Source organism: Mesorhizobium sp. WSM4841, from assembly GCF_055811515.1.
The window spans coordinates 83820-95652 of record NZ_JBVVQC010000028.1 but is presented as its reverse complement, the minus strand read 5'-3'; the positions used below and the strand labels follow the sequence as shown (position 1 = coordinate 95652).

At 63.3% G+C, this 11833-nt stretch carries 9 protein-coding genes and 1 tRNA gene; 7 read left to right on the top strand and 3 right to left on the bottom strand.

Features of this window, described 5'->3' with window-relative positions:
* Nucleotides 1-377 precede the first annotated feature (377 nt).
* The 4 genes from secA (at nucleotide 378) to AC0L14_RS26430 (ending at nucleotide 7126) form a co-directional block, all read left to right on the top strand.
* Nucleotides 378-3104 (top strand): preprotein translocase subunit SecA, encoded by a 2727-nt coding sequence (gene secA / locus AC0L14_RS26445; protein ID WP_473529463.1) that lies wholly within the window; start codon nucleotides 378-380, stop codon nucleotides 3102-3104.
* A 370-nt stretch (nucleotides 3105-3474) separates the two neighbouring features.
* Nucleotides 3475-4875 carry a lipopolysaccharide biosynthesis protein gene (locus AC0L14_RS26440; RefSeq protein ID WP_473529464.1) on the top strand — a complete coding sequence of 467 codons (1401 nt, stop codon included), beginning with the start codon at nucleotides 3475-3477 and terminating at the stop codon, nucleotides 4873-4875.
* The gene (locus tag AC0L14_RS26435; RefSeq protein ID WP_473751241.1) at nucleotides 4875-6155 is read left to right on the top strand and encodes a GNAT family N-acetyltransferase; all 1281 of its coding nucleotides are present in this window, start codon (nucleotides 4875-4877) and stop codon (nucleotides 6153-6155) included. The genes AC0L14_RS26440 and AC0L14_RS26435 overlap by 1 nt, the downstream gene beginning before the upstream one ends.
* Nucleotides 6156-6517: 362 nt before the next feature.
* Nucleotides 6518-7126: a hypothetical protein gene (locus AC0L14_RS26430; protein ID WP_123149178.1), complete on the top strand. Its 609-nt coding sequence runs from the start codon at nucleotides 6518-6520 to the stop codon at nucleotides 7124-7126.
* Between the two features lie 124 nt (nucleotides 7127-7250).
* On the opposite strand, the gene AC0L14_RS26425 is transcribed toward AC0L14_RS26430, so the two are convergent.
* Nucleotides 7251-7335: transfer RNA gene (locus AC0L14_RS26425), tRNA-Leu, on the bottom strand.
* Between the two features lie 272 nt (nucleotides 7336-7607).
* Here AC0L14_RS26425 and AC0L14_RS26420 point away from each other — a divergent pair.
* Nucleotides 7608-8195, top strand: coding sequence for a YqaA family protein (locus AC0L14_RS26420; RefSeq protein ID WP_123149180.1), 588 nt, complete (start codon nucleotides 7608-7610; stop codon nucleotides 8193-8195).
* A gap of 57 nt (nucleotides 8196-8252) precedes the next feature.
* Complete coding sequence (locus tag AC0L14_RS26415) at nucleotides 8253-8771, top strand: disulfide bond formation protein B (protein WP_123149181.1); 519 nt, start codon at nucleotides 8253-8255, stop codon at nucleotides 8769-8771.
* A gap of 152 nt (nucleotides 8772-8923) precedes the next feature.
* Here AC0L14_RS26415 and AC0L14_RS26410 read toward each other — a convergent pair whose 3' ends face one another.
* Nucleotides 8924-9481 carry an HNH endonuclease gene (locus AC0L14_RS26410; RefSeq protein WP_029348574.1) on the bottom strand — a complete coding sequence of 186 codons (558 nt, stop codon included), beginning with the start codon at nucleotides 9479-9481 and terminating at the stop codon, nucleotides 8924-8926.
* A gap of 129 nt (nucleotides 9482-9610) precedes the next feature.
* Nucleotides 9611-10252, bottom strand: a complete 642-nt coding sequence (locus AC0L14_RS26405; RefSeq protein ID WP_473636955.1) for a DNA-3-methyladenine glycosylase family protein — start codon at nucleotides 10250-10252, stop codon at nucleotides 9611-9613.
* Between the two features lie 92 nt (nucleotides 10253-10344).
* Between AC0L14_RS26405 and gluQRS the strand changes: the two genes are divergently transcribed.
* Nucleotides 10345-11220, top strand: coding sequence for a tRNA glutamyl-Q(34) synthetase GluQRS (gene gluQRS / locus AC0L14_RS26400; RefSeq protein WP_473751240.1), 876 nt, complete (start codon nucleotides 10345-10347; stop codon nucleotides 11218-11220).
* Nucleotides 11221-11833: the final 613 nt, after the last annotated feature.

Below are 11833 nucleotides of genomic sequence, written 5' to 3'. Positions count from 1 at the left end.
CGGTTGGGCCGGGGCTGGTTGGGCAGGCGCGGTGTCCTGGGCCATCAGTGGCGACAGCGACAAAGCCGACAGCCCGAATGCCAGGCCGAGGCTGGCGAGCGACGCGCGGCGGAACAATAAGGACATACGATTAACTCCAATAGGGGATAGCTAGAGCGGGATGGCTTCCAGACCAGCCAGATTGTGGCGGAATTTGGCACGGTCGTCAGGACGAGGGCGCCGTTGACATCGATTGAGCCCCCTCTTATCTGTCCAACGACTTTGCGTCCAGAACCGTTTTCCGGGCGCTTTTTGCGTTTGTCCGCGTTTCACGTGGATTTGATGGGGCCGCCGGCACCCGTCGCAACGACTTGGAATGCTATCGAAAGGACCATTGAATGGTCAGTTTTGGCGGTCTCGCCCGTAAGGTTTTCGGCTCCTCCAACGATCGCCGGGTCAAGTCGACCCGACCGCGCGTCGAAGCGATCAACGCCATGGAAAACGAGATGCGGGCGCTCTCCGACGCCGAGCTGACCGCCCGCACGGAAAAATTCCGCCAGGACGTGGCCAACGGCGCCAGCCTCGATGATCTCTTGGTGCCGGCCTTCGCCACCGTGCGCGAAGCGGCGCGCCGCGTGCTCGGCATGCGCCCGTTCGATGTGCAGCTGATCGGCGGCATGGTGCTGCACAATGGCGGCATCGCCGAAATGCGCACCGGCGAGGGCAAGACGCTGGTCGCCACGCTGCCCGTCTATCTCAACGCGCTCGCCGGCAAAGGCGTCCATGTCGTCACCGTCAACGACTATCTTGCCACGCGCGACTCCGAATGGATGGGCCGCGTCTATAAATTCCTCGGCCTTACCGTCGGCGTCATCGTCCATGGCCTGTCCGACGAGGAACGCCACGCCGCCTACGCCGCCGACGTAACCTACGCCACCAACAACGAGCTCGGCTTCGACTATCTGCGCGACAACATGAAATACGAGCGCAGTCAGATGGTGCAGCGCGGCCACAGCTACGCGATCGTCGACGAGGTCGATTCTATCCTGGTCGACGAGGCGCGCACGCCGCTGATCATTTCCGGTCCGCTCGAGGACCGCTCGGAAATGTACAACACCATCGATGCCTTCATGCTGAAGCTCGAGCCGGCCGACTACGAGATCGACGAGAAGCAGAAGACCTCGATCTTCACCGAGGAGGGCACCGAGAAGCTGGAAAACCTTTTGCGCGACGCCGACCTGCTCAAGGGCGAGTCGCTCTACGACGTCGAGAACGTCGCCATCGTCCACCACGTCAACAATGCGCTGAAGGCGCACCAGCTGTTCCAGAAGGACAAGGACTATATCGTGCGCAACGGCGAGATCGTCATCATCGACGAATTCACCGGCCGCATGATGCCGGGCCGCCGCTATTCGGAAGGCCTGCACCAGGCGCTCGAAGCCAAGGAGCATGTGGCGATCCAGCCGGAGAACCAGACGCTCGCCTCCGTCACCTTCCAGAACTATTTCCGCCTCTACAAGAAGCTTGCCGGCATGACCGGCACGGCGCTGACCGAGGCCGAGGAATTCGGCAACATCTACAATCTCGACGTCACCGAGATCCCGACCAATCTGCCGGTGATCCGCACTGACGAAGACGACGAGGTCTATCGGACCGTCGAGGAGAAATACAAGGCGATCGTCAAGGAGATCAAGGAAGCCCGCACCAAGGGCCAGCCGACCTTGGTCGGCACCACCTCGATCGAGAAATCCGAGTTGCTGGCCGCGCGCCTGCGCAAGGAAGGCTTCACCGATTTCGAGGTGCTGAACGCCCGTCACCACGAGCGTGAGGCGGCGATCGTCGCCCAGGCGGGAAAACCCGGCGCCATCACCATTGCCACCAACATGGCCGGCCGCGGCACTGACATCCAGCTCGGCGGCAATGCCGACATGCGCATCGCCGAGGAGCTTGGCGACATGCCGGCTGGTCCCGAGCGCGAAGCCAGGGAAAGGGAAATCCGCGACGACGTCGCCCGGTTGAAGGAAAAGGCGCTGGCCGCCGGCGGCCTCTACGTGCTCGCCACCGAGCGCCACGAGTCGCGCCGCATCGACAACCAGTTGCGCGGCCGCTCGGGCCGCCAGGGCGATCCCGGGCGGTCAAAGTTCTTCCTGTCGCTGCAGGACGATCTGATGCGCATCTTCGGCTCCGAGCGCATGGACGGCATGCTGCAGAAGCTCGGCCTCAAGGAAGACGAGGCGATCATCCACCCCTGGATCAACAAGGCGCTGGAAAAGGCGCAGAAGAAGGTCGAGGCGCGCAACTTCGACATCCGCAAGAACCTGCTGAAATATGACGACGTCTCGAACGACCAGCGCAAGGTGGTGTTCGAGCAGCGCCTTGAGCTGATGGACGGTGAAGGCCTGTCGGAGACCATTGCCGAAATGCGCGAGGGCGTCATCGACGAGATCGTCGCCAAGGCCATTCCCGAAAACGCCTATGCCGAGCAGTGGAACGTCGCCGGCCTCAAGGCCGAGGTCGCCGAATTCCTCAATCTCGACCTGCCGATCGAGGACTGGGTCAAGGAAGAGGGCATTGCCGAGGACGACATCCGCGAGCGCATCACCGAGGCCGCCGACGCCGCCGCGAGGGACCGCGCCGAGCGCTTCGGCCCCGATGTGATGACCTATGTCGAGCGCTCGGTGGTGCTGCAGACGCTCGACCATCTGTGGCGCGAGCACATCGTCAACCTCGACCATCTGCGCTCGGTCGTCGGCTTCCGCGGTTATGCCCAGCGTGACCCGCTGCAGGAATACAAGGGCGAGGCTTTCGAGCTGTTCCAGGCGATGCTCGGCAATCTGCGCCAGGCCGTCACCGCACAATTGATGCGCGTCGAGCTGGTCCGCCAGGCAGCCGAAGCGCCGCCGCCCGAGACGCCCGACATGTTCGGCAGCCATCTCGACGGCACCACCGGCGAGGACGATTTCGGCGAGACCGGACTTCTGGTCCGCCAGGAGGCCCACGCAACCGTCGCCCCCGAAAACCGCGATCCGCAAAACCCCGCCACCTGGGGCAAGGTCGGCCGCAACGAGGCCTGCCCGTGTGGGTCGGGGAAAAAGTACAAGCATTGCCACGGAGCGTTCGCGTAAGGCGCCGCTTTTCCTTCTCCCCGTTCACGGGGAGAAGGTGCTCGGAGGGCGGATGAGGGGCGGCGTTGACGTCGGCGATTAGCCAATCTCTCCACCTGTGGGGGAGATATCAGGCGACCAGAGGCGGCGCTGTCCCGCCGACACCGGAAATGGGCCTTCAGCTCTTATTTTCTTTCCATCAGCTGGCCTGTCGTTTCGTCGCGCTCTGCCGCGAACGGTGAACATGGCACAAAGCCATGGCGCCGCCCCTCATCCGCCTGCCGGCACCTTCTCCCCGTGAACGGGGCGAAGGAGAGCTCACCCAACCGTTTCTTAATGTGTTCTCGCTAGACCCAGACCCGAAAAAGAGGCGGAAAACGGAGAGTATTGGGTGCGCTTTTCCGCGGCGACGACAGCCGGGCGGTTCCTGCCGCAGCGCCTTGCGCTGCGCGTAAAGCCGCTGCTTGGCCGTATCGACGCCGTGCTGTTCACCGCCGACGAGCGCGGCGAAGCCGGCCGCATGTCGCTGATCGCCTTTTCCATCCGCATCGTCAGCGCCGTCATCGCCTTCGCCAGCCAGGTGCTGATGGCCCGCTGGATGGGCTCGTTCGAATACGGCATTTTCGTCCTCGTCTGGGTGACGATGGTCATCGTCGGCAATCTCGCCTGCCTCGGCTTCCACACCTCGGTCATCCGCTTCATTCCCGAATACCGCGAGCGCAACATGCTGGCCGAACTGCGCGGCATCGTGCTGACCAGCCGCCTGTTCGTGCTGGTTGCCTCGACCGCAATCGCCGGTCTCGGCGCGCTCGGCGTCTGGCTGCTGTCGCCGTTTATCGAAAACTACTATGTCGTGCCGTTCATCCTCGGCCTCATCTGCATGCCGATGATCGCCATGTCGGACCTGCTGCAGGGGCTGGCGCGGGCCAACTCATGGGCGCTGTTTGCGCTGGCGCCGACCTATCTGGTGCGGCCGGTGCTGATCCTGGCGCTCATGGCGCTGATGCTTGTGGTCGGCTTTGCGCCCGACGCCAGGACAGCGATCTTCGCCTCTATCGCCGCCGCCTATGCCACCACGCTCGGCCAACTCATCGGCATCACCACGCGCATCGACAAAAAAATCCCGGCCGGGCCGATGAAGGTGCATTTCGCGCAGTGGTTCGTGGTGTCGCTGCCGATCTTCCTGGTCGAAGGCTTCTTCTTCCTGCTCACCAATGCCGACGTGCTGATGGCCGGCGCCTACATGAGCCCCAACGACGTCGCCGTCTATTTCGCCACGGTGAAAACGCTGGCGCTGGTGCATTTCGTCTATTTCGCGGTCAAGGCAGGCGTCGCCCAGCGCTACGCGCAATTCACCCATGGCGAGCCGGAAAAACTCGCCGCCTTCGCCCGCGAAACGGTGTCGTGGACGTTCTGGCCGTCGCTGTTGATGGCGCTGCTGGTGCTGGTGCTGGGCGAGCCGATGCTGAGCTTGTTCGGCCCCGAATTCGTTGCCGGCTATCCGCTGTTGTTCCTGCTGGTCTTCGGCGTTGTCGCCCGCGCCGCCGTCGGCCCCTGCGAAAGCCTGCTCACCATGAGCGGCAACCAGAACATCTGCGCCGCCGTTTACGCCATGACGCTGGTCTTCAACATCGGCCTCAATTTGGTGCTGATCCCGCTTTTTGGCTTGTGGGGCGCGGCAATGGCCACCGCCTTCGCGATGATCTTCGAGGCCGGCGCGCTGTCGTTCACGGTCTGGCGCAGGCTCGGCATCGTCATGGCCATTTTCGCAGCCGCCGAAGGGGCCGCGTGATGGCCGCCATCCCGTTGCTCGAGGAAACCAGCGGCGGCCCGGCCGGCGCCATGGTGTCCGGCCTCGCAGGGCTGGCCCGCGAAGCCGATCCCGCCCATATCGAACTCTTGGCCAACGACCGGCCCGAGCGCAAGCTGGCGATCTACCCGGCTTCCGCCGGCTTCGACCTGGTCGAGGAACTCGACTATCTCTGCACCCGCACGATCGAGCCCAACGTCTTCTTCAACCCGCGCTTCCTGGCGCCCGCCATGCCGCGGCTGGAAGACCGCGAGGTGCGGCTGGCGGTCATCCGCGACGGCGACGAATACCGCAACCGGCTGCGCCTGCTGGTGCCGTTCTCGGTGGAGCGGCCGGCGATGCCGCTCGGTGTACGGGTCATGCGCACATGGTCGAGCCCGTTCGGCCCGATCGGCACGCCACTGGTCGACCGTGACGATCCCGTCGGCGTCATCGAGGATTTCTTCTCGATGCTGTCGCGGCCGCATCTCAAGCTGCCTAAAGTCTTCATGCTGCCCGACATCCGGCTCAACGGCCCGGTGGCCAGCCTGCTGGCCACCGTCGCCGAGACGCGTGGCCTGACGCTGGTCACCACCGGCAAGGCCGAACGCCCGATGCTCGAAAGCGAGATCGACGGCGATGACTATCTGAAGGCCTCGCTGCGCTCGCACCACTATCGTGAGTTCCGCCGCCTGAAGCGCCGCCTTGCCGACCTCGGCAGGCTGGAGCATCTGGTGGCGCGCGGACCGGAGAATATCCGCCATGCCATCGAACGCTTCCTGACGCTGGAAGCAGCAGGCTGGAAAGGCCGCGAGCGCACCGCCATGGCCATCGACCGCTACCGCGCCGCCTTCGCCCGCGAGGCCGTGCACCGGCTGGCCGAACAGGATCTGTGCCGCATCCATTCGCTGACGCTCGACGATCGCACCATCGCCAGCCTGATCGTCTTCGTCGAGGCCGGCGTCGCCTACACCTGGAAGACGGCCTATGACGAGACGCTCGCCGCCTATTCGCCGGGCACGCTGCTGATGATCGAGGTGACCAGGCAGCATCTCGACGACCCCAACATCATGATCACCGATTCCTGCGCCGTGCCCGACCATCCGGTGATGAGCCGGCTATGGACGGAGCGCAGGCCGATCGGCACGCTGGTCATCGGCCTGACGCCGGACGCCGACCGCCTCGCCCGCCAGGCGGCGTCGCAGCTTCACCTCTACCGCGAAACCCGCAACATGGCGCGCCTGCTGCGCAACCGGATGAAGAGCTTGCTGGGACGGCGGTAGCGTTGGCGGTCCTGCTAGGGACCTGGTTTGACAGGTCGGGCCAATAGCCGAAGCATCCCTCCACTTCGTCATCCCAGGGCGGAGCAAGGAGCGCAGCGAAGCGGAGCGCAGACCCTGGGATGACGAAGGCGCGGTGGGACTTAGCTAATCACCAGACGTTGGAGATTGGCAGATGGAGGCCGGTCGGCAGCGACCGTCGACAGCCCCCTTCAGGCTCAGTCGAAGACCAGAGCCTAGGTCGTGAGGATTAATTCTCACAAGCAGCGGAAAGGATTAGCATCGGCGATCGGCCGCGCAACCAGCATCATTGCCGCCTCGGTCCTGCACGGCAGAACGGCAGAACAAAAAACTGGGAGGAATGCATGACGAAAACCACTTACCTCAGGCGTCGCAGTATTCTCGCTTTGACCGGCCTCATCGGCGCCTGCCTGACTGCGGCCGCAGGTCAGGCCGCCGAGCCCGGCAAGGTCGAGATCGATGCCCTGAAACAATCGCTATCAAAGTACGAAGACTATAAGGCCGCCATTCGCGACCTCTATCTGTCGACGGTCGGATGCGTTTATTACAGCGGCGAAAAAGTGGCTGGAGCTATGGATTACCCGAAGGGCGCGATGGGCATTCATTTCGTCAACGTCGCGAGCGTCAGCCCGACACCAGATCCAGCGCGCCCCAATGTCCTTATCTATGAGCCGGTCGATGGCGGCTTGCGCCTGGTGGCCGTGGAATGGCTTGTTCCGCTGACGCCCGACACCAAGGAGCCGCCGAAACTCTTTGGACAGACGTTCCAGGGGCCGATGGAGGGGCATTATCCGCTTATTCCGGTGGAGTTCTACCATTACGATCTTCACGTCTGGCTGTTCAAGGACAACCCGCTTGGAATGTTCAGCCCGACGAACCCCGACGTGAAATGCGACAATTACGCGTTTCCGATGCCGGAGCAGCCGACCAAGATGGTGCCGGGGCCGATGTGATGGCGACCTGAGCTACGGAGCCCGATCTAATCAGGAAGGACCGGCCTGGGCCTGAATTATGGTTATCCCAGGATGTTCCTGGGATAACCCTCAACCGAGCTTTCAAGGCGTCTCGGGTGGAAAATGGTGCCCCTAGCCGGGATCGAACCAGCACTCCTTGCGGAACTCGATTTTGAGTCGAGCGCGTCTACCAATTCCGCCATAGGGGCTCAGGCCGGGCGGCCTGGATGGGCGCGGACTATACGGTTGGAGGCCTGTTCGTCAACTGGCCAATTCCCGACATGCGGCCTTCGCTCGGCCACGACCTTTCGATTTCGTGAAGCGGCGGCCATTGTGCGGCGCCAAAAATCTTTCTAGACAGGCAGCGCATTGAAGCGCGTCGCGTCTGGAGAGATTCATATGGCGCGCTTTTGGTCTTTGTTTTTATGCATTGTCATACCAAAACCGCTGCGCATTTTGGGTGAGTGCATCAGGAGTGCCAATGCTTCGCGGACTTTATGACTGGACCTTGTCGCTGGCGGCAAAGAAATCCGCCGAATGGTGGCTGGCCATCATCGCTTTCGTCGAAAGCTCGGTGTTCCTGGTGCCGGCCGACGTGCTGTATCTGCCGATGGCGCTGTCGCGGCCGGATCGCGCCTATCGCTACGCGCTGGTCGCCACTCTGGCTTCCGTTCTGGGCGGCATCGCCGGCTGGTACATCGGCCACTATGCCTACGACACGGTGGCGCGGCCGATCCTCGAATTCTACGGCAAATATGACGACTTCGAGACACTGCGCGTCTCGTCGGGCGTCGGCTTCATCATCCTGATGCTCATCACCTCCGGCCTCGCCCATCTGCCGCCGATCAAGGTGGTGACGATCCTGTCCGGCGTCATCGGCGTCAATCTCCTGCTGTTCATCGCGCTGGCGATCGTGGCGCGCGGCGCCCGCTTCCTGTTCCTGGCCTGGCTGCTGCGCCGCTATGGCGAACCGATCCGCGAGTTCATCGAAAAGCGCCTTGGCATGATCGCGGGCGCCGGCGCCGCTGCCCTGATTTCGCTCTATATCGTCGTCAAATACGCGTTTTAGAGCAAGGATATTCAAGTTGAACCATCCTTTGCTCTGACGGGAATGGACGGTAGATCAATGACAGCGACCGTGAATGCCGACACTGGACGCCAGCGCTTGCGAACGGCGGTGTTTCTCGCCGTCGCCATGGCCGCCACCGTCGGCTCGGCGCTGGCCTTCCAGCACCTCGGCGGCTACATCCCCTGCAAGCTCTGCCTGGAGCAACGCACCCCCTACTACATCGGCGTGCCGCTGATGCTGCTGGCGGCGCTTGCGTCGACACTGCGTGCCCCCGCATGGGTGACCCGCGGCCTGCTGGCCGTCGGCGGCCTGCTGATGGCCTACGGCGTCTATCTCGGCGTCTATCATTCCGGCGTCGAATGGGCGTGGTGGCCGGGGCCGACCGATTGTGCGGCGGCGGCAGGACCGGTGGATACCGGCGGCAAGGGCGTGCTCGACGCGCTCGACAGATTCGTCCCGCCCTCCTGCGACAAGGCCGCCGTGCGCATCCTCGGCCTGTCACTGGCCGGCTGGAACGCCATCGCCAGTTTTGTCCTGGCGGTCATCGCCTTCCGCGGCGCCTTTGCCCGCGACTGAGCTGCACAGCGCAGAGTTCGCCCAGAAATTCGTCAGGCCGGAGCGCATGACGTGGGTTTCGAGAACCGGAGCGGAGCGTACTTACAGTACGTGAGCACCGGAAGCGCAGAAAGCTGCGTCAGGCGACCGGCATGGCGGATTTCTGCCGAACTCTATGGTTCGAGTTCGACATCCCAGTACAGATAATCCATCCAGCTTTCATGCAAATGGTTGGGCGGGAACAGGCGGCCATTGTTGTGCAGGTCATGCACCGTCGGCTGATAGGGCTTCTGCAGCGGCCACATCTTGGCGTGAGCCGGCATCATGCCGCCCTTCCTCAGATTGCAGGGCGAGCAGGCGGCGACGACATTCTCCCACGTCGTCGCGCCGCCGCGATGCCGGGGAACGACATGGTCGAAGGTCAGATCCTCGGGTGTGCCGCAATACTGGCACTGGAAACGATCGCGCAGGAACACGTTGAAGCGGGTGAAGGCCGGATGCCGCGATGGCTTCACATAGGCCTTCAGGCTGACGACGCTCGGCAGCTTCATCGAGAAGGTCGGCGACGATACGGCGTGCTCATATTCGGCGACGATATTCACGCGCTCGAGGAACACCGCCTTGATGGCGTCCTGCCACGACCAGAGCGACAGGGGGTAATAGCTGAGCGGACGGTAATCCGCGTTCAGCACCAGTGCTGGAAGCCCATCCGGAGATACGGCAACCGTCACGTCATTGACCTCCTTGGCTCTCGAACCTGTCGGCGCGGATACTGTAAGCCCGACATGACAGGGATGTGAAGCGGCTTGTCGATCAAACGCAGCGCTAAAAATGCAGGATTTTCATGCTTTTTTGCGGATTCAGGCAGGAGGCGAGGCGTCCCTGCCCCGGGTTTCACGATAATAGGCCCAAAAAAGCCTTGATGCGACACCTCGCCACGGGCTCCATGATTCGGCGAGCTGGATCAGTGTTTTCTCGGGCGGACGCGGGTCGATGCCGAGCGCGTGGCCGACCGCGCTCTGCAGGGCAACGTCGCGTGCCGGGAAGACATCGGGGTGGCCGGCGGCGAACAAAAGATAGACTTCCGCCGTCCACGGGCCGATGCCCGACACCTTGGTCATCGCCGCGATCGCCTCAGTGGCGTCGAGCAAGCAGAGATGATCGAGGTCGAGGCCATCGACCACCGCCTGGGCGACGGCGATCAGGCCGCGCTGCTTCGGCCGCGACAGTCCGGCCTCGCGAAAAATGGCTTTGTCGGCGGCAAGAATGGCTTGCGGCGTCAGCGGATCGACGAGTTTTGTCAGCCGCCCGAAGATGGCGTCGGCGCTGGCGCGGGAAACCTGCTGCGAGACGATGATCGAGGCAAGGCTTCTGAACCCCGGCTCGGAAAGCCGAAGCGGCACCTCGCCGGCCATGCCGCGCACCTTTGCAAGACGCGGGTCGAGCAGGCAGAGCGCGTCGAGCCCTTGCGCGATGTCGTCGAGCGTGGCGATGCGTTGCATGCTTGCTTGTTCCCAGCGCAAAATAGCAATTCGTAATCAGGCGCAAAGTAGCAACTGGCGAAAGCGCCGCACAACCCGATTGCCGCTCAAGGATGACACTCCTGACATTCCGCTTCGCGCCGAGCCCAAATGGCGAACTGCATCTCGGCCATGCCTATTCGGCGTTGCTCAATCAAAAATTGGCGAGGGCAACCGGCGGGCGCCTGTTGCTGCGCATCGAGGACATCGACACGACGCGCTGCACGCCGGAATTCGAGGCCGGCATTTTACGCGACCTGAGATGGCTCGGGTTTGGCTGGGAAGAACCGGTGCGCCGTCAATCCGAGCATTTTTCGGACTATCAGGCGGTGCTCGACCGGCTGATCAGGGAAGAACTCGTCTACCCAGCCTTCATGAGCCGCGGCGAAATCCGCGCCTTCATTGCCGACAGCGAAAAGCGCGGCCGCGACTGGCCGCGCGACCCGGACGGGGTGCCGCTCTATCCCGCCGTCGACAAGGCATTGCCGATGAGGGAACGCCAGCGACGGATTGCCGAGAATGCGCCCTTCGCCTGGCGGCTGGACGTCGGCGCTGCGATGGCGCGCGCCGGCACAGACCTGTCATGGCTGGAATTTTCGGATGAGAGGCTTTCCGCGACACGCACGGTCCGTGCTCGGCCGCAGGACTGGGGCGACGTGATCGTGGCGCGCCGTGAAATCCCGACAAGCTATCATCTCGCCGTCGTCGTCGACGACGCGCTGCAAGGCATCAGCCATGTGGTGCGCGGCCAGGACCTCTATTCCGCCACCGGCGTGCAGCGCTTGCTCCAGGAGATCCTCGGCCTGCCGCAACCAAGCTACTTCCACCATCGTCTCGTCCTCGGCCCAGACGGGCGAAAGCTGTCGAAGAGTTTTGCGGATACCGGCCTTGCCGCCTTGCGCGGGGCTGGCGCGTCACCAGCCGATGTCAGGCGGCTGATCGGGATTTAGGGCCAAGCGCATAGTCGCTTCGTCATTCCCAGGGCGGAGCAAGGAGCGAAGCGACGCGGCGTCACGGCGGTGCAGAACCTTTAATGGCGGAAGCCGGACATCTCCCCCACTTGGGGGGAGATCGGCCGTACCACCGCCTTCGCGAACCGCCACTGTCGCAGGAGTGAGCGGTACGCCAAAGCTGCCGATCTCCCCCCTTGTGGGGGAGATGTCCGGCAGGACAGAGGGGGGCGCGAAGGATCACTACAGATGAGCATTTATCCTGAGCCGCTGCATTGTTCGGCTGATGTCACGGCATGGATCCAAGGGTCTGCGCCGCGTCGCTTCGCTCCTTGCTCCGCCCTAGGATGACGAAGGCGCGGGGGCTTACGGCTAATCGCCAGCGTCAGGGATGGCGGCTGGAGGCCGGCCGACAGCGACCGTCGACAGGGGCTCGGTCGAAGAACCAAATCCTCTGTGCAGAGGAACTGGATCATGTTTTGAACCTCCCTGCCCCAGAGCGCCTCCTTCAATTCGGGTGAGCCTATGGATCAACCGTTTGGTTTTGCTTGCCGGGTTGAACCGCATTAGAGCAGTCGCGACAGTCAACCCTCACCGACCACGCGGCAGCCTC